General features: G+C 62.8%; 26 protein-coding genes and 1 pseudogene. 18 read left to right on the top strand and 9 right to left on the bottom strand.

Annotation, left to right across the window (positions count from 1 at the left end; genetic code table 11):
* Positions 1-10: 10 nt before the first annotated feature.
* Positions 11-220, top strand: coding sequence for a hypothetical protein (locus E5E96_RS15685; protein WP_171281269.1), 210 nt, complete (start codon positions 11-13; stop codon positions 218-220).
* A 7-nt stretch (positions 221-227) separates the two neighbouring features.
* Here E5E96_RS15685 and E5E96_RS15680 read toward each other — a convergent pair whose 3' ends face one another.
* Together E5E96_RS15680 and glpT are read right to left on the bottom strand one after the other, a co-directional pair.
* Positions 228-986 carry a DeoR/GlpR family transcriptional regulator gene (locus E5E96_RS15680; protein WP_011705542.1) on the bottom strand — a complete coding sequence of 253 codons (759 nt, stop codon included), beginning with the start codon at positions 984-986 and terminating at the stop codon, positions 228-230.
* 101 nt (positions 987-1087) lie between these two features.
* Positions 1088-2443, bottom strand: coding sequence for a glycerol-3-phosphate transporter (gene glpT / locus E5E96_RS15675; protein WP_011705541.1), 1356 nt, complete (start codon positions 2441-2443; stop codon positions 1088-1090).
* A gap of 487 nt (positions 2444-2930) precedes the next feature.
* Here glpT and E5E96_RS15670 point away from each other — a divergent pair, with 487 nt between their 5' ends.
* A complete protein-coding gene (locus tag E5E96_RS15670) occupies positions 2931-3779 on the top strand; it encodes an MIP/aquaporin family protein (RefSeq protein WP_011705540.1) in 849 nt (282 codons plus the stop codon).
* A gap of 54 nt (positions 3780-3833) precedes the next feature.
* Positions 3834-5336, top strand: coding sequence for a glycerol kinase GlpK (gene glpK, locus E5E96_RS15665; protein WP_171282561.1), 1503 nt, complete (start codon positions 3834-3836; stop codon positions 5334-5336).
* 166 nt (positions 5337-5502) lie between these two features.
* Here the strand turns inward: glpK and E5E96_RS15660 are convergent, their stop codons facing one another.
* Positions 5503-6405, bottom strand: a complete 903-nt coding sequence (locus E5E96_RS15660; protein WP_171282560.1) for a LysR substrate-binding domain-containing protein — start codon at positions 6403-6405, stop codon at positions 5503-5505.
* A gap of 192 nt (positions 6406-6597) precedes the next feature.
* On the opposite strand from E5E96_RS15660, the pseudogene E5E96_RS15655 reads away from it, so the two are divergent.
* The 6 genes and pseudogenes from E5E96_RS15655 (at position 6598) to E5E96_RS15630 (ending at position 11087) form a co-directional block, all read left to right on the top strand.
* Positions 6598-6984 (top strand): annotated as a pseudogene (locus tag E5E96_RS15655) (DUF6404 family protein).
* A 20-nt stretch (positions 6985-7004) separates the two neighbouring features.
* On the top strand, positions 7005-7370 hold the full coding sequence (locus E5E96_RS15650; protein WP_171282559.1) for a VOC family protein: 366 nt from the start codon (positions 7005-7007) through the stop codon (positions 7368-7370).
* Between the two features lie 154 nt (positions 7371-7524).
* The gene (locus tag E5E96_RS15645; protein ID WP_171282558.1) at positions 7525-7815 is read left to right on the top strand and encodes a hypothetical protein; all 291 of its coding nucleotides are present in this window, start codon (positions 7525-7527) and stop codon (positions 7813-7815) included.
* Positions 7816-8226: 411 nt separating this feature from the next.
* Entirely contained in the window at positions 8227-8523 is a 297-nt protein-coding gene (locus E5E96_RS15640; RefSeq protein ID WP_171282557.1) for a putative quinol monooxygenase, read from the top strand.
* Between the two features lie 47 nt (positions 8524-8570).
* Positions 8571-9374 carry a 2,5-didehydrogluconate reductase DkgB gene (dkgB, locus tag E5E96_RS15635; protein WP_171282556.1) on the top strand — a complete coding sequence of 268 codons (804 nt, stop codon included), beginning with the start codon at positions 8571-8573 and terminating at the stop codon, positions 9372-9374.
* 540 nt (positions 9375-9914) lie between these two features.
* The gene (locus tag E5E96_RS15630) at positions 9915-11087 is read left to right on the top strand and encodes an MFS transporter (protein WP_171282555.1); all 1173 of its coding nucleotides are present in this window, start codon (positions 9915-9917) and stop codon (positions 11085-11087) included.
* A 63-nt stretch (positions 11088-11150) separates the two neighbouring features.
* Here the strand turns inward: E5E96_RS15630 and cydX are convergent, their stop codons facing one another.
* Genes cydX through E5E96_RS15615 form a run of 3 tightly spaced genes read right to left on the bottom strand, consistent with a single transcriptional unit; the run spans position 11151 to position 13990 of the window.
* The gene (cydX, locus tag E5E96_RS15625) at positions 11151-11264 is read right to left on the bottom strand and encodes a cytochrome bd-I oxidase subunit CydX (protein WP_005310033.1); all 114 of its coding nucleotides are present in this window, start codon (positions 11262-11264) and stop codon (positions 11151-11153) included.
* Between the two features lie 27 nt (positions 11265-11291).
* The gene (gene cydB, locus E5E96_RS15620) at positions 11292-12419 is read right to left on the bottom strand and encodes a cytochrome d ubiquinol oxidase subunit II (protein WP_011705533.1); all 1128 of its coding nucleotides are present in this window, start codon (positions 12417-12419) and stop codon (positions 11292-11294) included.
* Positions 12419-13990 carry a cytochrome ubiquinol oxidase subunit I gene (locus E5E96_RS15615; RefSeq protein WP_171282554.1) on the bottom strand — a complete coding sequence of 524 codons (1572 nt, stop codon included), beginning with the start codon at positions 13988-13990 and terminating at the stop codon, positions 12419-12421. Before E5E96_RS15615 ends, cydB begins: the two co-directional genes overlap by 1 nt.
* A 120-nt stretch (positions 13991-14110) precedes the next feature.
* Here E5E96_RS15615 and E5E96_RS15610 point away from each other — a divergent pair, with 120 nt between their 5' ends.
* Positions 14111-15550, top strand: a complete 1440-nt coding sequence (locus tag E5E96_RS15610) for a PLP-dependent aminotransferase family protein (protein ID WP_171282553.1) — start codon at positions 14111-14113, stop codon at positions 15548-15550.
* 45 nt (positions 15551-15595) lie between these two features.
* On the opposite strand, the gene E5E96_RS15605 is transcribed toward E5E96_RS15610, so the two are convergent.
* The gene (locus E5E96_RS15605; RefSeq protein WP_171282552.1) at positions 15596-16237 is read right to left on the bottom strand and encodes a tellurite resistance TerB family protein; all 642 of its coding nucleotides are present in this window, start codon (positions 16235-16237) and stop codon (positions 15596-15598) included.
* Between the two features lie 63 nt (positions 16238-16300).
* On the opposite strand from E5E96_RS15605, the gene E5E96_RS15600 reads away from it, so the two are divergent.
* From E5E96_RS15600 to E5E96_RS15575, 6 genes are all read left to right on the top strand, one after another.
* Positions 16301-17149: an EamA family transporter gene (locus E5E96_RS15600; protein ID WP_171282551.1), complete on the top strand. Its 849-nt coding sequence runs from the start codon at positions 16301-16303 to the stop codon at positions 17147-17149.
* Positions 17146-17445, top strand: a complete 300-nt coding sequence (locus E5E96_RS15595; protein WP_171282550.1) for a hypothetical protein — start codon at positions 17146-17148, stop codon at positions 17443-17445. The genes E5E96_RS15600 and E5E96_RS15595 overlap by 4 nt, the downstream gene beginning before the upstream one ends.
* A gap of 20 nt (positions 17446-17465) precedes the next feature.
* A complete protein-coding gene (locus E5E96_RS15590) occupies positions 17466-17936 on the top strand; it encodes an acyl-CoA thioesterase (RefSeq protein ID WP_101148800.1) in 471 nt (156 codons plus the stop codon).
* A gap of 81 nt (positions 17937-18017) precedes the next feature.
* Complete coding sequence (rsmS, locus tag E5E96_RS15585; protein ID WP_171282549.1) at positions 18018-18173, top strand: pleiotropic regulatory protein RsmS; 156 nt, start codon at positions 18018-18020, stop codon at positions 18171-18173.
* Between the two features lie 39 nt (positions 18174-18212).
* Entirely contained in the window at positions 18213-18680 is a 468-nt protein-coding gene (locus tag E5E96_RS15580) for a GyrI-like domain-containing protein (RefSeq protein ID WP_103827700.1), read from the top strand.
* Positions 18681-18791: 111 nt separating this feature from the next.
* Positions 18792-19991 carry an MFS transporter gene (locus E5E96_RS15575; protein ID WP_171282548.1) on the top strand — a complete coding sequence of 400 codons (1200 nt, stop codon included), beginning with the start codon at positions 18792-18794 and terminating at the stop codon, positions 19989-19991.
* A gap of 22 nt (positions 19992-20013) precedes the next feature.
* On the opposite strand, the gene E5E96_RS15570 is transcribed toward E5E96_RS15575, so the two are convergent.
* On the bottom strand, positions 20014-20862 hold the full coding sequence (locus E5E96_RS15570) for a LysR family transcriptional regulator (RefSeq protein ID WP_171282547.1): 849 nt from the start codon (positions 20860-20862) through the stop codon (positions 20014-20016).
* A gap of 110 nt (positions 20863-20972) precedes the next feature.
* On the opposite strand from E5E96_RS15570, the gene E5E96_RS15565 reads away from it, so the two are divergent.
* Both E5E96_RS15565 and E5E96_RS15560 read left to right on the top strand, forming a co-directional pair.
* Positions 20973-21476, top strand: a complete 504-nt coding sequence (locus E5E96_RS15565) for a nucleoside deaminase (protein WP_166463576.1) — start codon at positions 20973-20975, stop codon at positions 21474-21476.
* On the top strand, positions 21469-22704 hold the full coding sequence (locus E5E96_RS15560; protein WP_171282546.1) for a cyanate transporter: 1236 nt from the start codon (positions 21469-21471) through the stop codon (positions 22702-22704). Before E5E96_RS15565 ends, E5E96_RS15560 begins: the two co-directional genes overlap by 8 nt.
* A 74-nt stretch (positions 22705-22778) precedes the next feature.
* Here the strand turns inward: E5E96_RS15560 and rluF are convergent, their stop codons facing one another.
* Positions 22779-23828, bottom strand: a complete 1050-nt coding sequence (rluF, locus tag E5E96_RS15555; RefSeq protein ID WP_171282545.1) for a 23S rRNA pseudouridine(2604) synthase RluF — start codon at positions 23826-23828, stop codon at positions 22779-22781.
* Between the last annotated feature and the right edge of the window lie 231 nt (positions 23829-24059).

The following is a 24059-nucleotide window of genomic DNA, read 5'->3' as shown; positions in this document are numbered from 1 at the left end:
TGGAGAAAATGTGATCGCGATTGTTTTGGCAATGCTAAAAATGCTGCCGGTCGGTGATAAAGCGGCGCAGCCTGGGGAAAACGGGGGCAAGGCTGTGAGCGAGATCGCGCTTTTGGGGACATCAGCACGGCATTGGCGGTGGAATGAGGGCGAGCAGAAGTGCAAGGAGGCTGAAAACGAAGCGGCCGCCCGATGGCGGCCTGGTGCTGAAACGGGTTAACGGCGACTCAGCAGATGTGGCACTCGATCTGGTGCTGGGACATCAGCCGCATCAGCTTCTCCGGCGGCTCCTGATCGGTGAACAGGGCGTGGATCTGGCTGAGGTTGCCGAGGTTGACCATGGCGTTGCGACCGAACTTGGTGTGGTCGGCGGCCAGGAACACCTGGCGGGAGTGGGCGATGATGGCCTGGGCAATCTTCACCTCGTGGTAGTCGAAGTCGAGCAGGGAGCCGTCGCTGTCGATGCCCGAGATGCCGATGACGCCGTAGTCCATGCGAAACTGGCCGATGAAGTCGCGGGTCGCCTCCCCCACGATGCCGCCGTCCCGGTTGCGAATTTCGCCGCCGGCGATGATGACGGTGAAGTCATCCTTGGCGGTGAGGATACTGGCCACGTTGAGGTTGTTGGTGACGATGCGCAGCTCGCGGTGATCGAGCAGGGCGCGGGCGATGGCTTCGGTGGTGGTGCCGATGTCGATGAACAGCGACGAGCCGTCGGGAATATTGGCGGCCACTTCACGGGCGATACGCTCTTTCTCCTTGAGCTGCATCACCTTGCGGGCGCTGTAGGCGGTGTTGACGGTACTCGAATGCAGGGAGGCCCCGCCATGGTGGCGCCGGATCTTGTTCTGCTCGGCGAGATCGTTGAGATCCCGGCGAATGGTCTGGGGGCTGACGTCAAAGTGGGTCACCAGATCCTCGGTCGAGACAAAGCCCTGCCGCGTCAGGACGTCCAGGATCTCCAGATGTCGTTGGGTTTGCTTCACGCTTGAACTCCGATGATGAGACGAAAAAAGGCCCCGGCAGATGCGGGGCCTTGGGGAGTTTACCTGATCCCTTTTCCAATCGATAAGGGCAGGATCACGTTTTATGCCTTATGGGCAGCCGCTTTGGCGGCAATCGACTGGTTCTCGTGCTTGAGGGTCATCGCCAGCAGGATGATGGAGAGCACGCAGGAAGCGGTCAGCACCATGAAGCCGCCATCCCAGCCGAAGTGGTCAACGGTGTAACCCAGCATGGCGTTGGCCGCGACCGCGCCACCCAGATAACCAAACAGACCGGTGAAGCCTGCCGCAGTACCGGCGGCCTTCTTCGGCGCCAGCTCCAGGGCATAGAGGCCGATCAGCATGACGGGGCCGTAGATCAGGAAGCCGATAGCCACCAGCGCCATCATGTCGACGGTCGGGTTGCCGGCCGGGTTGAACCAGTAGACCAGCACGGCCACGGTCACCAGCACCATGAACAGGATGCCGGCCGGCGCACGGCGGCCCTGGAACATCTTGTCTGAGATCCAGCCGCACAGCAGGGTGCCCGGAATACCCGCCCACTCGTACAGGAAGTACGCCCAGGAGGAGTTGTCGACGCTGAAGTCCTTGGCCTCTTTCAGGTAGGTCGGCGCCCAGTCCAGCACACCGTAACGGATGAGGTAAACGAAGGCGTTGGCAATGGCGATGTACCACAACAGCTTGTTGTGCAGCACGTACTTGACGAAGATCTCCTTGGCGGAAAACTCCTGCTCGTGGCTTTCGTTGTAGTCCTTCGGATAGTCGTTCTTGTGCTCTTCGATGGGAGGCAAACCGACCGATTGCGGGGTATCGCGCATCACGAAGAAGGCAATCACCGCGATGGCGGCAGCGGCGGCAGCCGGCACATAGAAGGCACTGCGCCAGTCGTTGAACCAGCCCATCCCCAGAATGAACAGCGGACCTATCATGCCGCCACCCACGTTGTGGGCCACGTTCCAGACCGCGACCACTTCGCCACGCTCTTTCTGTGACCACCAGTGCACCATGGTACGACCGCAGGGCGGCCAGCCCATGCCCTGTGCCCAGCCGTTCAGGAACAACAGCACGAACATGATGGCGATGCTGGAGGTGGCCCAGTGCATGGTCCCCATCATGAACATGATGCCGGCCGACAGCAGCAGACCGGCGGAGAGGAAGTAGCGGGCGTTGGAGCGGTCCGACACGTTCCCCATCAGGAACTTGGAGAGACCGTAGGCGATGGAGACGCCGGACAGCGCCAGACCCAGATCGCCGCGGGAGAAGCCCTGTTCGATCAGATAGGGCATCGCCAGACTGAAGTTTTTCCGTACCAGGTAGTAACCGGCATAACCGAAGAAGATCCCGAAAAACACCTGCCAACGCATGCGTTTGTAGAAGGGGTCGACCTTGTCGGCCGGGAGCCTGTCTATGTGTGGTGCAGGCCTGAAGAGACTAAGCATGTTCTGCTTCCTTATTGTTGTTGTGGGCGGTTGAGGGTGCCCTGTCCATGCTGACCAATCAGATGAGTCCTGATTCGAAAGCGAGCCTATTGTGCTCATATGTGAACATTTAATCTGTGATGGAGGCTGAAATATTGCAGTTTTATTACAAAAGAAAGTGTCAAATGAGCAATCACTCATCAGCCGCAATCCCTTGTGTAGCAAGGCTTTTAGATACCCACTAAGTGGTATAGCCACTGTATCAACTTGCTTTCCGTCACATTTTCTTAGCAATGAGTGGGATCTTGTCCACATTTCCTGCGGGGAGGGAGTGGTGAATGGGCGATTTAGGTTTATTTTCTCTCTCGTCCGAGAACGAGCGCAAACGAGCATAACGTTTGCGTCAGCTCAAAAAACAAGAAGAAACGTTTTCGGACGCAATAATGGGAATGAAAAACAACAAAACGGAACATCAAACCTACTCTGGGTGGATATAAGGAATAACGGTATGAGCATACAAAGACCCAATACCCTGCTTGGTGAATGCATTGCCGAGTTTATCGGAACCGGCCTGCTGATATTTTTCGGCGTCGGCTGCGTGGCCGCACTGGTGCTGGCGGGAGCCAACTTCGGGCAATGGGAAATTTCCATTACCTGGGGTCTGGGCGTCGCCATCGCCATCTATGTCACCGGCGGTATCTCCGGTGCCCACCTCAACCCGGCAGTGACCCTGGCGCTGATGACCTTCTGCGGGTTCGACAAGCGCAAAGTGGTGCCCTACATCATCGCCCAGGTTGCCGGCGCCTTCTGCTTCGCGGCGCTGGTCTACTTCCTCTATGGTAACCTTTTCACCCAGTGGGAAGTGACCCACAACGTGGTACGCGGCAGCGTCGAGAGCCTCGGCAGCGCCGGCATCTTCTCTACCTACCCGAACGCCCTGCTCTCCAACATGCAGGCCTTTGCGGTCGAGATGGTGATCACCGCCGTGCTGATGCTGGGCATCATGGCGCTGGGTGACAACAACAACGGTGCCCCCAAAGGCTTCGCCGCCGCCCTGCTGATCGGTATCCTGATCGCGGTGATCGGCGCCTCCCTTGGCCCGTTAACCGGTTTCGCCATGAACCCGGCCCGTGATTTCGGCCCCAAACTGTTCGCCTTCCTGGCTGGCTGGGGTGATGTGGCCATGACCGGTGGTCGTGACAACCCCTACTTCTGGGTTCCCATCCTCGGCCCCATCGTCGGTGCCCAGATCGGTACTGCCCTCTATGTAAAAGTGTTGGCTCCCTGTGTGCCGGGCAACCGCGTCGCCACCGAAGAAGCCGCCAAGCTGTCTAACAAAGAAGAGGCCGCCGCCTAAGAGCGGCCCTCCCCAACGTGTAAAAACGTGGAAAATAAAAACGTGGAGAACATCATGTCTGCTGAAAAGAAATATGTCGTCGCTCTGGACCAGGGTACTACCTCTTCCCGTGCCATCGTGTTTGACCAGGACGCCAACATAGTCGGTACCTCCCAGCGCGAATTCACCCAGCACTACCCGAAAGCGGGCTGGGTGGAGCACGACCCGATGGAGATCTGGGCGACCCAGTCCTCCGTCTTTACCGAAGTGCTGGCCAAGACTGGCCTTCGCAGCGAAGAAATCTCCGCCATCGGCATCACCAACCAGCGTGAAACCACAGTGGTATGGGAAAAGGCCACCGGCAAACCCATCTACAACGCCATCGTCTGGCAGTGCCGCCGCACCGCGGCCATCTGTGAAGAACTGAAAGCGCGCGGCCTGGAAGAGTACGTGCGTGAAAACACCGGTCTGGTGCTGGACGCCTATTTCTCCGGCACCAAGGTGAAGTGGATCCTCGACAACGTCGAAGGGGCCCGCGAGAAGGCGATGAACGGCGAGCTGCTGTTCGGCACCATCGACACCTGGCTGGTGTGGAAGATGACCAACGGCGAAGTGCATGTCACCGACCCGACCAACGCCTCCCGCACCATGCTCTACAACATCCGCGACCTGAAGTGGGATCAGAAGATGTTGGACGAGCTGGGCATCCCCATGTCCATGCTGCCACAAGTGAAACCCTCTTCCGAAGTGTACGGCTACACCACCCGTGGCGGCGGATCCCGCATCCCCATCGCCGGTATTGCCGGTGACCAGCAGTCTGCCCTGTTCGGCCAGCTCTGCTTCGAGAAAGGGATGGCCAAGAACACCTACGGCACCGGCTGCTTCATGCTGATGAACACCGGCACCGAACCGGTTCGCTCCAGCAACGGCCTGCTGACCACGGTCGCCATCGGCCCGAAAGGGGAAGTGAATTATGCCCTCGAGGGTGCGGTATTCATGGGTGGCGCCACCATCCAGTGGCTGCGTGACGAGCTGAAGATCATTCACGATGCCCGCGACACCGACTATTTCGCCTCCAAGGTGGGCGACACCAACGGCGTCTACCTGGTACCGGCCTTCGTCGGTCTGGGCGCCCCCTACTGGGATCCGTATGCTCGCGGCACCATGGTCGGCCTGACCCGCGGCGCCAACCGCAACCACATCATCCGTGCCGCGCTGGAATCCATCGCCTATCAGAGCCGCGATGTGCTGGATGCGATGCAGCAGGACTCCGGCATCAAGCTGGCGGCCCTCAAGGTAGACGGTGGCGCGGTAGCCAACGACTTCCTGATGCAGTTCCAGGCCGACATGATGCACACCCCGGTAGTGCGTCCGACCCGGATCGAGACCACCGCCATGGGCGCCGCCTTCCTGGCCGGCCTCGCCGTCGGCTTCTGGAAGAGCTCGGAAGAGCTGGAAGACAAGTTCAGCGTGGACCGCGAGTTCATCCCGCAGATGGACCGCGACGATCGCGCCAAGCGCTACAACGGCTGGAAGAAGGCGGTGGAACGTTCACGCCGTTGGGCAGAAGAGGAGTGATCGGGTAACCGACCCAGCCTTGAGCTGAAAAACGTGAGAGGCCGACAGCAATGTCGGCCTCTCTTTTTTAGCGCTGTCCTGATGATGACGCCCCCTATCCTCCCTCGGCAGACACCCCAAGCACAACGGGCTCGTTCTGGCGGGCAGCCCGGTCAGAGTAGGGGCGCTAGAGCATCTCGCTGCCGAGCTGTTCTTTGAGGAAATCGAGCCAGACCCGCAGCCGGATGTCGCGCTGGGCATCGGAGTAGAACACCGCATTGATGGGACGCGAGGCACCGCTGTTGCTGCGGGCCAGCACCTCCACCAGAGCCCCGCTCACCCGATCCTGCCCGGTCATGAAATCCGACAGACAGACGATCCCCTGCCCCCGCAGCGCCAGCTGGCGCAAGGTTTCACCGCTGCTGGCGCGCAGGGTCGGGGTGATGGGAAAGCGGTCCCCCTGCTCCTGGCTCAGCAGTGGCCAGTGGTTGAGGTGATCGGGGTGCAAAAAACCGAGCAGCTCGTGCCCGCTCAGCAGATCCGCCGGCTGGCGCGGGGTGCCATGCTCGCGCAAATAGTCGGGGGATGCCAGCAACCGCAGCCGCGAGCGGCCCAGCGGCAGCGCCCGCAGGGAGGAGTCGGTCAGCTCGCCGATACGAATGGCCATGTCCACCCGCCGCTCCATCAGGTTGATGAAGCCCTCGGAGCTGTGCAGTTGCAGCTCGATGGCGGGATAGCGGCGGCGAAACTCGCCGATGATGGGCACCAGCCGGTGCAGGATGAAGGGGGTGGCGGCATCGACCCGCAATACCCCCTCCGGCTGCTCGCGGCGCATCAGCAGCAGCCCCTCCGCCTCGCTCATCTCGGTCAGGATCTTCACCGCCCGCTGGTAGAACCAGCTCCCCTCCTCGGTCAGGCTGACCCGCCTCGTGGTGCGGTTGAGCAGCACGGTCGAGAGCTTCTCTTCCAGCCGCTTGATGCCGCGACTTACCACCGAATTGTCCATGCCGAGGTTCTCCGCCGCTTGGCGAAAACTGCCCGCCTCCACCACCGCCACAAACAGGGTCAGTTCATCAGAATGGGTCTTCATTGCTGCAATCCAGACAAGAGTAATGGGCCTTTATAGGCGTATTGTCCTTGAGTTGGCAAGGCCGTATGGCGCAGCATTCTGTATTTCCACGGATAAATAACGTGATGACCTGCGCATACCAGGTTCGCCCTTTGCCGGTACAATGCAGCCAAAACGGCATCGTATGGCGCCACGCCATAACAAGGACGACCTATGATATTCGACAACAGGCTGGCCGCCGCCCACCGGGAGCTAGCAGAGAAGGGAGTGCAGACGCTCAACTACAACCCGCCGATCACCTGGCTGCTGCGAAAGGCTGGGTTCACCATCAGGCCACCCCACTACGAACGCTTTCTGGTCAATGTCCTTGCTCTGGGGATCCCCACTGGCGCTATCTGGGGGGTGTTGATGTGGTTCTTCGGCTGGCAACATGAGGTAACGCCAGCATTCGCCCTGCGCCAGAGCCTGCTGTTTGGCATAGGGGTCGGTCTGCTGATGGCGACCTGGCTCTAGTTTCGGCGCAAGCAGCTCAAACTGACTCCTTGGGACGCTTTGCCCCACTCCACGAGCCGCACGCAAAAACGCTGGCAACCGAAATAATCACCGACAAGGAGAGCCTCATGACCAGGTCCCATGAAAAACTGAACTATGTGGAGTTTGCGGCCAGAGATCTTGCCGCCACCAAGGCCTTCTTTCAGGCCGCTTTCGGCTGGCAATTTGCCGATTATGGCCCCGATTATTGCGCCTTCGAGGGGGAAGGGCTGGATGGCGGCTTCTATCGCGCCGATCTCTGCAGCCAGAGCGCGCAAGGTGGCGCCCTGCTGGTGTTCTACAGCGCCGATATTGAAGCGACCCAGAGCAAGGTAGCCGGCACCGGGGGCACCATAGTTCGCCCCCTGTTCGATTTTCCCGGTGGCCACCGCTTTCACTTTGTCGAGCCCAGCGGCAATGAATTTGCGGTCTGGTCCGAGCCGGCCAATACCTGATTATATGGGGCAAGAGATATAATCTCTCTGTCCCAATTAATATCCTAGCTAGACACAGCCCCCTTATAAAAGTAATTTACTAGCTATGACAATAGCTTTTATGTGAGAATATTATAATTTTTAATGCTCACAATGATTTTATTAAGGTAACTATATGAACATAGAAGAAACTGCACTACTTACAGAAGCAATAAAGGCAATGACAATTAAAGAGCCTAACGAATGGATTCCTGTGATTGCAGCCATTGGAGGGGCAGTAATAGGTGCATTATCTTCATTAGTACCTACCATTTTCATTGAAAGTAAAAGAGAAAAGGTATTCTCACAGCAGATAACAAAATGCCTTCTTGCTGAAATATCAGCTTTGATGAGATTAATCGAAGTCAGAAGAATTATAGATAATATTGAGGATGCCATATCCCACTTAAAAAAACAATCCAAATGAAACATACATAATTGCATCAGAAATACCTCTTCATTATTCTCTCGTCTATCAAGAGAACTGTAGGCACTTAGGTGCTGTTGATAAGCAAGTTGCGCAGCAAATAATTCATTTTTACCACTTAATCGATGCAGTCGTTCAGGACATAAAATATGGAGGCACCTTCAGTAAAGCTCCAACTATTGATGGCTATAAAGAGACACTCGAAATACTCGTGCTAGCAGTGAACATTGGACGTAATTTAGAAAAAACTACAAATTCTTTATAAGGGTTTTATTACTTTCAATATAACTCTTTCATATTTATATAGTTTTCTATTGCTGCTCTATTCTCAATACTGTTTTGCGACAGCGGCCCTGTTTCTGGCAAGTCTCGGTGGGCATACTGACCCTTCGTTTTTGCAAGGAGGTTCCGATGTCATCACCCGTGATTGTGATTGCCCAGCTTGAAGCCAAACCCGAATTCGCCCCCCAGTTTCGCGCCGCCCTGGATCCGCTGATCGCCGCCACCTTGCTGGAGGCTGGCTGCCTGCGCTACCAGCTGCATCAGGATCTGGACAATCCCCACAGCTGGATGCTCTACGAGGTGTGGGAGAGCGAGGCCGCCCTTCGCGCCCATCAGGGCCAGCCCCACTTTACCGACTTTGTCGCCAGGGCCGAGCCCTGGTTTGCCAGCAGCACCATTCGCCGCTATCAGCCGCTGGACGCCTGATTTGCCGCGCCGCTGAGCGCCCTTTTGCCACCTATTTGAGGAACAACATGATGAAGATACCCAACCTGGGTCTTGGTACCTTTCGCCTGACCGGCCAACCCCTGCGCGACTCTCTGCTGCAGGGGCTCGAGCTTGGCTACCGCCATATCGATACCGCCCAGATCTACGCCAACGAGGCCGAAGTGGGCCAGCTGATGAGCGAGAGCGGTATACCCCGCCAGGATATCTACCTGACCACCAAGGTGTGGACCAGCGAGTTCGGGCCGGGCAAGGTGATCCCGAGCCTGGAGGTGAGCCTGGAAAAACTGGGCACCGACTATCTGGACCTGACGCTTATTCACTGGCCCTCCCCCAAGGATGAGGTGCCGATGGCGGTCTATCTGGAACAGTTGGCCGAGGCCAAGGCTCGGGGCCTGACCCGCGAGATCGGGGTTTCCAACTTCACCGTGGCCCAACTCAAACAGGCCATCGAGATCCTGGGGCCGGGCGTCATCGCCCATCAGCAGGTGGAGATCCACCCGCTGCTGCAAAACCGCAAGGTGGTGGAATTCTGCCTGGCCCACGGCATCGCCATCACCGCCTATATGCCGCTCGCCTATGGCAAGGTGCTCACCGAGCCGCTGCTGATGGAGATCGGCAAGCGCCACGGCGTCTCGGCGGCCCAAGTGTCGCTGGCCTGGCTGCTGGCCCAGGGCATGGCGGTGATCCCGAGCTCCACCAAGCGGGAGAATCTGGCCGCCAACCTGGCGGCGCTGAAGGTGCAACTCAGTCGCGATGAGATGGCCGCCATCGCGACCCTGGAGCGGGGCGAGCGCTGCGCCAACCCGGACTTTGCGCCGGATTGGGATTAAATAGGAGTGGAGCCATGACCTCTCGCTTCGGCGGCGGGTACCGGCAACCATCACGAGCCTATTGCAGCCACGAGCTATCCCCTCTCCCTACGGGAGAGGGTTAGGGTGAGGGGCAAGCGACGGCCCCCTCATCCCCAACCCTTCTCCCGCAAGGGGAGAAGGGAGCAAATAACGCTCAATGACATTCTTCAGCACCAGCGGGAGGCATCATGCCTCCCGCTTTTTGTCTCCAACACCGCGGCACAGCCGCCTGTGCCGCTCTCCCAAAGCCTTCCCTCAACCCTTTATCTCTTACCTCTTTCCTCTTTGTCCCTGCTCGCTATGTACTGATTACTGCCGTACACGTTGTCTCTGCCCCCACCTCGCACGCTACGAGCTGTTCTTACCACTCTGCTTCAACCACTCCTACAACCCTATTTCACGGTTCCATTGCTGCTAATTTGGCAAAAGTAATTTGATGTCACCGTCATTTTTACCAACAAACACCCTCGGCATACTGGTGCCATTCTCCCGTCGGGAGTCCCTATCCAAGGAGTTGTTATGCCACTGGCGTTATTTGCCCTCACCCTGAGTGCCTTTGCGATCGGCACCACTGAATTTGTGATCGTGGGACTTATCCCCACCATCGCCGAACAGCTGAATGTCTCGCTCCCCTCGGCGGGCCTCTTGGTCAGCCTCTATGCCCTTGGCGTGGCCATCGGCGCCCCAATCTTAACGGCGCTCACCGGCAAGGTGCCACGCAAGTGGCTGCTGGTGGGGCTGATGGCGCTCTTTACCGCCGGCAACCTGCTGGCCTGGCAGGCCCCCGGTTACGAGAGCCTGATCGTGGCCCGCATCCTGACCGGGCTGGCGCACGGGGTCTTCTTCTCGGTGGGCAGCACCATCGCCACCGGCTTGGTGGCCAAGGAGAAGGCGGCCAGCGCCATCGCCATCATGTTCAGCGGCCTCACCATCGCGCTGGTGACCGGCGTGCCGCTCGGCACCTGGATTGGTCAGGTCTTTGGCTGGCGCGAGACCTTTCTGGCAGTGAGCCTGCTTGGCCTCGTCGCCATGGTGGGCAGCCTGCTGCTGATCCCGAGCAACCTGCCCAAGGGGGCGGCCTCGACCATCCGCGAGCAGCTCTCGGTGCTCACCAAAAAGCCCTTGCTGCTGGTCTACGCCAAGACGGCGCTCGGTTACGGCGGTGCCTTCACGGCGTTTACCTTTCTCGCCCCCATCCTGCAGCAGGTGAGCGGCTTTAGCGCCGGTGCGGTGAGCCTCATTCTGCTGGTGTACGGGGTATCGGTCGCCGTCGGCAATATCTGGGGTGGCAAGCTGGCTGACAAGATGGGCCCGCTGCCTGCGCTGAAGCTGCTGTTTGCCGGTCTCGCATTGGTGTTGCTGGTGCTCACCTTCACCGCGCCGCACCCGGTGCTGGCGGTGCTGACCGTGCTGGTGTGGGGCGCGTTTGCCTTTGGCAACGTGCCGGGTCTGCAGGTGCTGGTGGTGAAGCAGGCCGAGCAGCACACCCCCAGGGCGGTGGACGTGGCATCGGGCCTCAATATTGCCGCCTTCAACGTCGGCATTGCGCTGGGCTCCGTCGTCGGCGGCCTGGTGGTGGAACACCTGGGTCTGATGCACACCCCCTGGATCGGGGCGCTGATCGTGCTGCTGGCCTACGGCCTCACCCATGTCAGCGAGCGGCAGGCCGCCCGGGTTGCCCTCCCCGCCTAAGTGACCCTTCCAGCAAGATGCAAAAAAGGCCGACACCTGTGTCGGCCTTTTCATGGCTGCGTCTCAAGACTCCTTGAGATCCTCATCGGCGGCCCAGCGCGCCTCCAGCCAGAGCAGGTTGACCAGCCCGCACAACAGGGCGAAGCCCAGCCCCAGAATCCAGGTGAAATACCACATATCGCATGATCCTTTGGTTGAAGAGGGTTAGTAGAGGCTGTGGCCGTGCTGGCGGATCTGCTGGGCGCTCATCTTGCCGCGCACCACCCGGTAGACCCAGAGGGTATAACCGATGTTGATGGGCATCAGCACCCCGACAATCCCCAGCATGATGAAGAGGGTGCGCTCGCTGGAGGTGCTGTCCCACAGGGTCAGGCTGCTGGACGGATCCAGCGACGAGGGCAGCACGAACGGGAACAGGGCGATGGCGATGGTCAGCATCATGCTGGCGCAGGCGCCGCCACTGGCGAGCAAAGCCGTGCGCGGCAGTTCGCGGGCGCTGGCCAGGCTGCTCACCATGGGCAGCACCAGGCCGAGCGCCGGCACGCACCAGAGCCAGGGATGGGCCACAAAGTTGGCAAGCCAGCCCTGCTGGGCCACCCCCACCTCCTTCATCAGCGGGGTGAGCGCCCCGTTGATATCCCCTATCTCCAGCACCCGGTAGCCGGCCATCTGGCTGAGCCAGACGCCGCCCAGGGCAAACAGGCCGCTCGCCAGCGGGCCGAGCCAGAGGCTCTGGCGTGCGCAGCGCCGGGCGATCTCTCCCTGGGTCTTGCACTGCAGGAAGCTGGCGCCGTGCAGCAACAACAGCGCCAGCGCTGTCCCCATGCAGGTCAACAGCAGCGGCCAGTGGAAGTCAAAGGCACCGTAGTGGATGCGAAGGGCCGCATCGAAGCGAAACGGCAGCCCCTGCAGCAAAAAGCCCAAGGTAGCGCCAAACACCAGGGTCGGCAGCAGGCCACCCACCACCAGCGCGCGATCCCACCAGCGGCGCCAGACCGGGTCCGCCAGCTTGCTGCGATAGTCAAAGCCGACCGGCCGCAGGAACAGGCCGAACAGCAGGAACATGAAGGGCACGTAGAGCGCCGAGAAGGCGGCGGCATAGACCAGCGGCCAGGCGGCGAACAGGGCGCCGGCCCCGGCGATGAGCCACACCTGGTTGCCCTCCCACACCGGCCCCACGCTGTTGAGCAGCACCCGCCGCTCCTCGTCGTTCTTGGCCACCACCGGCAGCAGCATGGCCACGCCGAGATCGAAACCATCCATCACCACGAAGCCGACCAGCATGAACAGCACCAGCCCCCACCAGATCAATTTCAGGGTTTCGTAATCCATCAGGCAGGACTCCCGTTTTGCAACACTTCACCTTGATAGCGACCCGTCTGCAGGCTGGCGGGCCCTTTGCGGATCACATGACGCAACAAGAACAACTCCACCACCAGCAGGCTGGTGTAGATGAGACAGATGGAGATCAGGCTGAACCAGAGCTGGCCCGGGGTCAGCAAGGAGACGGACGCCGACACCGGCAGCACGTCGCTGATGGTCCACGGCTGGCGACCAAACTCGGCCACGAACCAGCCCGCCTCGATGGCAATCCAGGGCAGCGGAATAGACCAGAACAGGGCCTTGAGCAGACGCGGGGATTGCACCAGCTTGCCCCGGCACAGCTGCAGGAAGGCGGCAGCAAACAGCGCCAGCAGCACCACGCCGATGCCCACCATCAGCCTAAAGCTCCAGAACAGCGGCGCCACCTGGGGGATGGAGTCCGCCACCGCCTTGGCGATGGCCGCCTCGTCCGCCTTGCCAATCTCCTTGGCATAGGGGGTGAGCAAGAGGCCATAGCCCAGATCCTGCCGATGACGATCGAAGATCGCTCGCGCCGCCTGGTTGCTGCCGTCCGCCCGCATCGTTTCCAGCGCCTCGTGGGCCAGCATGCCGCTGCGAATGCGCTCCTCGTGCCGCGCCTTGAGATCTTTGAGGCCCGTGACCTGCTCATCGAGGGAGCGGGTGGCGATGATGCCCATCAGATAGGGGATCTTCACCGCGGCATGGGTGGTCTCGGCGGTCTGATCCGGAAAACCGAACAGGGTAAAGGAGGCCGGCGCCGGCTCGGTGTGCCACTCCGCCTCGATGGCAGCCAGCTTCACCTGCTGCACCTCGCCGGTGCGATAGCCCGACTCGTCGCCGAGCACGATGACCGAGAGGATGGCTGCCAGACCAAAGCCCGAGGCGATGGCAAAGGAGCGCAGGGCGAAGCGCACCTCCATGCGGCGCAGCAGATACCAGCTGCTCACCCCCATCACGAACAGGGAGGCCGCCACATAACCCGCCGCCACCGTGTGCACGAACTTGACCTGGGCCACCGGGTTGAAGATCACCGCGGCCACGTCCACCAGCTCCATGCGCATGGTCATGGGGTTGAACTCGGCACCGACCGGGTTTTGCATCCAGCCGTTGGCGATGAGGATCCAGAGCGCGGAGAGGTTGGAGCCGAGCGCCACCAGCATGGTCACCAGCAGGTGTTGACCACGGGAGAGCTTGTCCCAGCCGAAGAAGAACAGACCCACCAGGGTGGACTCGAGGAAGAAGGCCATCAGCCCCTCCACCGCCAGCGGCGTGCCGAAGATGTCGCCGACATAGTGGGAGTAGTAGGCCCAGTTGGTACCGAACTGGAACTCCAGGGTAATGCCGGTGGTCACCCCCATCACGAAGTTGATGCCAAACAGCTTGCCCCAGAAACGGGTGATGTCTTTGTAGATCACCTTGCCGGTCATCACGTAGGCCGACTCGGCAATCACCAGGATCCAGGACAGCCCCAGGGTGAGGGGCACAAACAGAAAGTGGAACATCGCCGTCGCCCCGAACTGCATTCGGGAGAGGCTGACCACATCATCCAGGCTTATCATGCATGACTCTCTATGTTGCATTTAACAGACAGGTTTTCGCCCGTTAAGTACATCACGGTCCATGACACCTATAACAGATGCAGTTATAGTGAAATACACCTATAACAGTTTAAGCCCACCATGTCCCTATACGGCCAGCTGGCAGATCAGCTGCAACAGCAGATAACGAGCGGCCTCTGGCAGCCGGGGGAGCGCATCCCCTCCATCCGCCAGAGCTGCAAGACCCATGGCCTCAGCCCCATGACGGTGTTGCAGGCCTACCAGCTGCTCGAAAGCCGCGGCCTCATCCTGGCGCGGCCCCAATCCGGCTACTACGTCAAGGCCGCCCCCTCCCGCCAGGCAGTCAGCCTGCCCCAGCAGGCGCACTACAGCGGCTCGGTGGACATCAACGATCTGGTGTTCGAGGTGTTGCAGGCGAGCAAGTCGCGGGAGCTGGTGCCGCTCGGCATGGCGGTGGCCGACCCCACCCTGTTCCCCCACCCCCAGCTCGGCCGGGCGCTAGCCAGCAGCATGCGCCGACTCGACCCCTTCAGCACGGTGGCAGATCTGCCTCCCGGCAACGAGGCGCTGCGCCGGGCCATCGCCCAGCGCTACGCCGGCGAGGGGCTGGCGGTAGACCCCCAGCAGATCATCATCACCACCGGCGCCATGGAGGCACTCTCCCTCAGCCTGCAGGTGCTGACCGAGCCCGGCGACTGGGTAGTGGTGGAGTCCCCCACCTTCTACGGCGCCCTGCAGGCCATCGAGCGACTCAAGCTCAATGCGGTGGAGATCCCGGTGATCCCGGGGGTGGGCATCGATCTCGCCCTGCTGGAGGAGGCCCTTGCCCAGCGCCCCATCAAGGCGTGCTGGCTGATGGGCAATGTCCAGCACCCGCTCGGTCACACCATGCCGGATGACCACAAGCAGGCACTGATGGCGCTGCTCAACCGGCGTGGGGTCGCGCTGGTGGAGGACGACGTCTATGCCGAGGTCTACTTCGGCCGCGAGCGGCCAAGGCCCATCAAGTATTGGGATACCAGTGGCGACAGCCTGCTGTGCAGCTCCTTTTCCAAGTGCCTGGCGCCCGGCTTTCGGGTCGGCTGGGTGGTGGCCGGTCGCCACGCCGAGCGGGTGCAGCGACTGCAGCTGATGTCGACCCTCTCCACCAATGTGCCAAGCCAGCTGGCGCTGGCCGAGATGCTGCGCCAGGGCGGCGTGGATGCCCACTTTCGCCGGCTGCGCCACACCCTGGCTCAGCGCCAGCAGCAGATGCGGGCCGCCCTGCTGCGCCTGCTGCCGGGGGAAGTGAGCATCTCCTCCCCCGATGGCGGTTACTTTCTCTGGCTCGAGTTTGATCCGCGCCTCGACAGCCGCGCCCTGCACGCCCAGGCGCTGGCCAGCGGTTTTTCACTGGCCCCCGGCGCCCTTTTCTCCAGCAAGGGGCTGCACAATCACTGCCTGCGCCTCAACAGCTCCCATCCCTGGAGTCCGCAACTGGAGGCCGCCCTGATCCGGCTGGCCGAGCTTATTCATCGGCAACTGACCGCCGTGCCCGCCAAAAACAGCAAGGCCCCGTAACGGGGCCTCATCGACAATCCTTGTCCCTGACGGGGTTCAGGCCGGCTACGCCAGCTGGGCCACCTGCCGCTCTATGCTGCCTTTGAGGTTGTCATCAAGCTTCAGGGCGCGCGCCAGCTCGTCCAGATAACCGCGCTCCATGAAGTGATCCACCTCGATGGCGAGCAGGGAGGCGAGGTAGACCTCGGTCGCCAGCTCCATGTCGGTCACTTCCCGCGCCAGGGCATGGGGGTCGAGCGGGCGGGCCAGCTCGGCATCGATCCAACGAGCCGCATCGCTCTGGCCCTGCTCGGTCAGGTACTGCTGGATCTTCTGGCGCTCGTCGCCATCGATATGGCCGTCGGCCCTGGCTGCCGCCACCATGGCGCGCACCAAGAGCGCAGCTCTGGCATCCAGCGCATTGCCTTGCAGGGTATCGAGGGGCTGGGTCGGCTGGGCCGGGCTTGACTGCTGGGCCTGCCAATCCTGATAGAGCTTGTAGGCCAGCCCGCCGAGCGCCGCCGCGCCCCCCACCGCCGCCACCTTGCCGCCATATTTGCGCATCTTCTTGTTGCCAAGCAGCAGGGCCATGGCGCCGGCCGCGAGGCCCCCTTGCGCCATCCCCTTCATCTGCGCCTTGCGGCTGTCGCCGCCTTCGTTGAGCCAGCCCTTGCCAGCGCCCATCAATTGCTCCAGCATTTGTTTCATAAGACCTCCTCTTTTGCATGATTTTCCATGCTGGGCTGCGCCCACTGAACTCAAGGTGAATGGATGCCACTGCCACGCCTGTTGCTGCTGACCCTGCTGACCCTGATGGCGTTCGCCGCCAACTCGGTGCTCTGCCGGCTGGCCCTGTTCGAAGAACGGATGGATCCCGCCCTCTTCACCCTGCTGCGCCTGACCAGCGGCGCCCTGGTACTGGTGCTGCTATGCGGCGCGCGCAAGCAGTCGCCCCGCCAGGGAGACTGGGGGGGAGCCCTGGCCCTGGTCACCTATGGCGCCGCCTTTTCGTTCTCCTACCTCACCCTGACGGCGGGCACCGGCGCCCTGCTGTTGTTTGCCGCCGTCCAGCTCAGCATGCTGGCACCGCCCTTGCTGCGCGGGGAGTCCCTGCCCCGGTGTCAATGGCTCGGCCTGCTGCTCGCCATGGCGGGTTTGCTGGTGTTGCTGCTGCCCGGCCTCAGTGCGCCGGATCCGCTGGGGGCGGCCCTGATGATCCTGGCCGGCATCGCCTGGGCCAGCTATACCCTGCGGGCCTCGCGCTTTGCCGATCCAATCGCCGCCAACGCCGGCCACTTTCTGCGGGCCAGCCTGCCAGCCGCCCTGCTCTATCTGCTGCTAGGGCAGTTGCAGACCAGCCCCGCCGCCATCGGCTATGCCCTGACCTCCGGTGCACTGGCCTCTGGCCTTGGCTATGTGCTCTGGTATCTGGTGCTGCCCCACCTTGGTCACACCCTGGCCGCCAGCGTGCAGTTGCTGGTGCCTCTGCTCGCCGCCCTGGCCGGGCTCATCTGGTTGGATGAGTCCTGGTCGCTGCGGTTGTTATTGTCATCACTGGGCATTCTGGGGGGGATAGCCCTGGTCATCGCGGGACGCCCCCCTTCAGGAGAAAAGCCATGAAAATTACCATACTGCTGCTCGGTTGCAGCCTCTCGGCCAGCCTGCTGGCCGCGGTAGAAGACAGGGATGCCAAACAGGCCAAGCTGGATGCCGCCTGCCAGCAGGCCCAGCAGCAGCTGGTCGAGCAGGGCAAGCAACAGCGGATCGACGCCTGCATCAAGGCGGGTGGCAAGGCCGCCAAATGCCAGCAGGAGTTCGCCAGTTTTGGTCAGCGCGAGGGCAACAAGCGGCCCGACCTCAACAACCTGGCACCCTGCCAGCAGGCTGACGCCTATCGCAAGAGCTACCGGCAATGACCCTCAATCAAGGAGCACCCATGACCCCACCCCGCGAGCTGACCCTGCAGTTTCTGGCCGAGCCCGCCGACGTCAACTTCGGCGGCAAGGTACACGGCGGCATGGTGATGAAGTGGATCGATCAGGCGGGCTACGCCTGCGCCGCCGGCTGGTGCGGCGGCTACGCGGTGACCGTCTACGTGGGGGGGATCCGTTTTCTGCGCCCCATCCAGATAGGCCAGCTGGTGGAGGTGCACGCCCAGGTGATCCACACCGGCACCACCAGCATGCACCTGGCGGTGGATGTCTACAGCCGCCACCCGGCCAGCCGGGAGCGCCACAAGACCACTCACTGCATCATCATCTTCGTGGCCATGGACGAGAACGGCAAACCGACCCAGGTGCCCCAGTGGCAACCGCAAAACGAGAGCGATCGGCAGTTGCAGCAGTACGCCCTCAAATTGATGGCCCTGCGCGAGCAGATCGAGCAGGAGATGCGCCAGCACCTCTAGCCGGGTCGCCCGCAACACCAGACAGGTCCCCATCCGGGCGCGGCCCTGTATAATGGCGTTTTCCCCGTTACGGAGTCTGTCATGTCATTGGAAACTGCCCCGCCCGAGGTCCAGCTCGCGGTGGATCTCATCGAACTGCTGGAGACCAACCTGATTGAGCCGGCCCTCGCCCTGGCGGCGCTGGCCATCGTCTCCGCGGACTATCAACGCAAACTCAGCGAAGGCAAGGAGTGCTGAGCGCGCAGCGCTGCCACCCCATCTTGCACAGGAGGTGTCATGACAGACCCCATCCGTTTTGAAACCGGCCGCCCCATGCTGCTAGGCGGCCTGCGTCGTCACCATGCCTTCGCCCACGCCGACTTCGGCGGCCAATGGCGCGATTTCAGCGCCCTCGGCCCGCTGCCGGGCCAGCTGGGCGAGCATGCCTATGGCGTCATCTGCGGCGTGACCGCGACCGAGTGCGAATACATGTGTGCGGTGGAGGTCGCCGCGCTGGAGGTGCTGCCCAAGACGCTGGGGCGGATGCGCATCGAGCCCCAGACCTATGCCGTTTTCCTGCATCAGGGGCATGTCTCGACCATGCCGCACACCTGGCAGCAGGCGCTGGACTGGCTGGCGCAGTCCGCTTACCAGTCGGCCCACAAGCCCGATTTCGAGCGCTATGGCGCCGCCTTTGACCCGGACACCGGCAGCGGCGAGGTCGAACTCTGGCTCGCCGTGCTGCCGCGCCAAGCCATCGCCTGAGCATCCAGTGCTCCCTGTCCTGATAAACCGGCAAGGTTTAACCCAGACGAGGGGCTGACTCGGCGCTCGGGCAGTGCAAGGATATGGCTCCCTTACTGCCCGAGAGTTGTTATGGATAACCAGGAATGTCTCGACCAGGCCGGTCTCTGGAGTCGCTCCGCCCGCATTATGACGCTGGCCTGCCTCATCGTCTTCATGGCCCAGATGGCCACCACCGTTTACCTCCCCTCCCTGCCCGTGGTGATGACGGATCTCGCCATGACCCGGCAAGGGGCCGAGCTCTCCATCTCGCTGTTCGTCATCGGCGCCGCCCTGCCGGTGCTGTTCTGGGGCGCCGCCGCCGATCGCTACGGTCGCCGCCTCCCCCTCGCCCTGTCACTCTTGCTGTTTGTCGGCCTCAGCCTGCTGCTGGCCACCACCAGCCAGGGGCCGCTGCTCTTGATCCTGCGCACCCTGCAAGGGGTGGCGGCCGGCGGCGCCGCCATCATCGCCCGCATCCTGGTGCGGGATCACTGGCACGGCGATGAGCTGGCGCGCCGCCTCTCGGTGCTCTCCATCGCCTTCATCACCGCCCTCGGCGGCGGTCAGTGGATAGGCGGCCTCATCAGCCGCTATGCCCATTGGCAGCTGGGATTCGTGCTGATGGCCGGGGTTGGCGTGCTGGCGCTGCTCTTGATGAGCAGCCTACCGCTGCAGGGGCCCAATCCAGCGGCGGCGAGCAGTGGCATGTGGGCCCGTTACGCCAGCCTGCTGCGCCGCCCCGGCTTTTTCTGGCCGGCCTGCGCCGGCGGCATCGGCTTTGCCATCACGGTGACCCTGCAGGAGGTGAGCCCCTTCGTGCTGCAGCAGGGGTTTGCCCTCCAGGTCACTACCTTCGGCAGCCTGGGGTTGCTGATCGGTATCGCCTACTTTGCTGGCGCCATGACGGTCAACCGGCGGGTCGCCCAGGTGGGAGGCCGCCAGCTGATGCGCCAGGGGGCCGCGCTCATACTGCTGGCGGCCAGCGGCATGCTGCTGCTCTGGGCACTGAGCGCCCTGCAGGGCAGCGGTGGATTGGTGGCCATGATGACCTGCTACTGCCTCATCATCTTCGGGCAGGCGGTGCTCTTTCCCAACAGCATGGCGCTGGCGGTAAGCGATGGCCGCGAGCACGGCGCCTACGCCATGGCCCTGTGCGGCTTCCTGCAGCAGGGAGTGGCCGGGGTGGCTGCCGCTGGCGCCACCCTGGTGAGCCATCACGGTGCCTGGGCTCCGCTCGTCTTCACCCTGGCGCTCATCACCCTGCTCATCGTGCGCACCAGGGTGCGCTAAGCAGGCATCTGCCTGCGTCCCCTCACCGCTCAGCGGGCCCCATCACCCGATCACACAGGCTGATAAGGGCCTCACAGAGGCGAGTGAGCGGCTCGCCGCGCTCCGCCCCCAGGTGCAGCGCCAGCTCCACCGGCACCACCGCTGGCCAGTGGGTCAGCTCCTGCTGATCCGGCTGCAGCAAACGCCGGGGCAGCAGGCTGACCCCGATCCCGGCGCTCACCGCCCCCTGCAGGCTGGCCAGGCTGGCACTGACGTAGGCGATGCGCCAGCGCCGCCCCATCCCGTCGAGTGCCTCGGTCACCTGCCGCCGATAGAGCCCTTCGCTCGGGAACACCACCAGCGGCAAGGGATCCCGCTCGCTGGCGGGCCAGGCACGGCTGTCGACCCAGGCCAGCGGCTCGCGCCAGCAGGCGCGTGGCGCCCCCTGTCCCCGCGCCTGTTTGACCAGCGCCAGATCCAGCTCGCCGGCCTCGAAGCGCTGCCAGATCGCGTGACTGAGGCCGCTGTGCACCTCCAGCCGCACCTGCGGGTAATCGCGGGCAAAGGCTGCCAGCACCGGGGCGATGGCGCCGGCGGCAAAATCCTCCGGTACCCCCAGGCTCAGTTGCAGGCTGGCCTCGGCCACCTGCTCCTCGGCCCGGGCCAGCAGGGCCAGGATGCTGCGGGCCAGCCCCAACAGCTTCTCCCCCTCTGCCGTGGTCACCACCTGGCGACCGGAGCGGTCCAGCAGCGGGCAGCCGAGCTGCTGCTCGAGCCGCCGCATCTGCTGGCTGATGGTGGATTGGGTGAGGTGCACCCGTTCACCGGCACGGGTAAAACTGCCGCTGTCGACGATGGCGACAAAGCTGCGCAGCAAGAGGGGATCCAGCATGGCGACTCCATTTACAAAACCACTGGATATCATTCTATCATTTAATTTCCCCATGACTGATTCCCCCGCTAGGCTGGTCTCCTCTCATCCCCTTGCCTCGAGGATCCGTCATGCCCCACTCCCTTGCCGAACCCGCCGGCTCACGCCTGATCGCGTCGCTGACCGCCAACCCCAGTCATCAGGAGTGGCTGGAGCAGGCGTTGCAACTGGCCCTCCATAACCGCCAGCAAGGAGGCCGCCCCTTTGCCGCCCTGCTGGTACGAGACAACCAGCTGGTCACCAGCGCCGTCAACGGCATGCACCAGGATGGCGACCCCACCCGCCACGCCGAGCTGGAAGCCCTGCGCCAGGCCAGCCAAGTCGGGCCGCTGGCGGGCGCCATCGTCTACGCCAGCGGTCACCCCTGCCCCATGTGCCTGAGCGCCCTGGTGATGAACGGCATTGCCGCCGTCTATTACGCCTTCGATAACGAGGATGCGGCCCCGTTCGGCTTTGACAGCACAGCCGCCTACCACAAGCTGGGCCTGCCCCTCGCCCCTACCCCCCTGCCACTCATCAAGCTGCCGAGCCCGCTGGCCGCCGCCGAGCTCTACGGTGCACAAGACCATGCTTAAGGCCCGCGTCGATGCGCGCCAGCAGCAGGCCCTGCTGGTGCTGGTGATCCTGATCGGGCTCAACCTGCGGCCGTTTCTCACCGCCATCGGCCCCCTCAGCCGCGACATTGCCGAGGCGCTTGGGCTTGGCATGGACACCCTGGCCTGGCTGACCCTGCTGCCACTCTGGCTCATCGGCGGCGGCGTGCTGCTCACCCCCGCCCTGCGCAGTCGCACCGGGCCGCGTCAGCTGCTGGGGGCGGCCCTGCTGCTGCTGGGCATGGGCAGCGCCATGCGCTTCGAAGCAGGCAGCGGCGCCCTGCTCATCGCCAGTGCCGCCCTCTGCGGGCTGGGCTCGGCCCTGGTGCAGGGGGTGCTGCCCGGCCTCATCAAGCAGGCCTTTGCCCAGAAGGTCCCGCTGGTGATGGGCATCTTCTCGGCCTGCATGATGGGGGGCGGGGCGCTGGGTGCCAGCCTCACCCCGCAGCTCGCCGCCCGGCTCGACTGGTCCCAGGCGCTGGCGCTGTGGAGCCTGCCGGTGCTGCTGGCCATGGGCTGGCTCGGCTGGCGAGTACGGCTGCCCGCAGCGCCGGTGGCGGTATCCGGCGGCGGCGAGCAGCGCCTCATCAGCCTGCCCCGCAGCTGGCTGCTGATAAGCTGCTTTGGCATCATCAACAGCGGTTACGGCATCGTCGTGGCCTGGCTGGCGCCGGCCTACATGGCGCAGGGCTGGAGCCCCCAGCAGGGGGGCGAGCTGGTGGCCTGGCTGGCGCTGGCCCAGACCGTGAGCGGCCTCGGCCTGCCGCTGCTGGCCGCCCGCCGGCTCGACCGGCGGCCCTGGATGGGATTGGCCATCGCCATGCAACTGGCCGGCTTTGGCGGCCTCTGGCTGGCGCCGACTGCCGCCCCCATCCTCTGGTGCATGCTGTGCGGCGCCGGCCTTGGCGGCAGCTTCTCCCTCATCATGGTCATCGCGCTCGATCACCTGCCGGATCCGCGCCGCGCCGGTACCCTCAGCGCCCTGATGCAGGGGTTCGGCTTCATGCTGGCGGCCACCGGCCCCTGGATAGCGGCCCGCCTGCATCACCTGAGCGGTGACTTCGCCGCCGCCTGGCAGTGGCAGCTGGCCGGCCTGGTGCTGATGAGCCTGCTGGTCTTGCGCCTCGACCCGCGTTACTACCCGAGGGCGATGCGACAATCCAGCAGCGAAGCCACGGCTCCGTTGACGCGGGACACCCCTTCCGCCTAGCTCAATCGCCAAAACAAAAACACCGGCCTGTGGCCGGTGTTTTTTTACTGTCAACGCGGGGAGTGAGAGGGCGCTTAGCGCCCCTTCTTCTGCCGCCCACCCTGACCGGCGCGCGGTTTGCCGGCGGCCGGTTTGGCCCCCTTGTTCGGGGCGCCTTTGCCTGCGCTCCCTTTGACCGAGCCGCCTTTTGCTGCGCCGCCTTTGCCGGCAGTCCCCTTGCCGGCCGGGCTCTTGCTTTCGAATGCCGACGGCCCCGGCACGTTGGGACGCCCGCCAATCTCGTGGTCATCATCCCGGCGCGGTTTTTTGCCCGGGGCCGGCTTGCCGGCTTGCGCGGTAGACCCCTTGGGTTTACCGCCTTGCCCGGCGGCAGCTTGCCCGCCTTTGGCCGGTTTCACCTCGGAGGAGGAGTCTTCAATCAGCTTGAACAGCTCGATCAGTTCGTCGTCGGTGAGATCGCGCCACTCGCCCACCGGCAGCCCCTTGAGGCTGACGTTCATGATGCGGATACGCTCGAGCTTGGTCACCTCGAAGCCGAAGTGCTCGCACATGCGGCGGATCTGGCGGTTCAGCCCCTGCACTAGCGTGATGCGAAACACGAACGGCGCCTCTTTTTTCACCTTGCACTTCTTGGTGATGGCACCCAGGATCGGCACCCCGGCGCCCATGCCCCGGATAAACTCGTCGGTGACCGGCTTGTCCACGGTCACCAGATACTCTTTCTCGTGATCGTTGCCCGCCCGCAGGATCTTGTTGACCAGATCGCCGTGGTTGGTCAGGAAGATGAGCCCCTGGGAGTCCTTGTCGAGCCGGCCGATGGGGAAGATGCGGGTACTGTGGTTGACGAAGTCGACGATGTTGTCCTTCTCGCCCGCCTCGGTGGTGGAGACGATGCCCACCGGCTTGTTCAGGACGATGAAGACCAGACTGTCCGCCTCGCGCGGCTCGATCACCTGGCCGTTGACCTTGACCAGATCCCCGGCAAACACCTGATCCCCCACCCCGGCCCGCTTGCCGTTGATGAAGACGTTGCCCTGCTCGATAAAGCGGTCAGCCTCGCGGCGCGAGCAGATGCCGCTCTCGCTGATGTATTTGTTCAGGCGCATGGATTCATCAGCCAGCATGGGTCACCTGCCACTGGCCTGCGGCCTGGATCCGGGTCATCAGGGCGGCACGCTGCCGGTTCACTAACTCAAAATTGTGCATATCATTCCATCTTCAAAAAAGGCCGCTACCGACCTGTCCGGCAAAAAGCGCCGACACATTAACATATTGCCCCCTGACACACGCCGGATAGTTGCACTCGGCCCGCCCCCTTCTCGCAAAATGCGCCCCCTGTCACGCGGCCAGCCCCC

It is taken from the genome of Aeromonas sp. 1805, from assembly GCF_013085525.1.
GTDB lineage: Bacteria > Pseudomonadota > Gammaproteobacteria > Enterobacterales > Aeromonadaceae > Aeromonas > Aeromonas hydrophila.
Note: the sequence above shows the minus strand (reverse complement) of the source record. Positions and strands in the feature narration are given on the sequence as shown.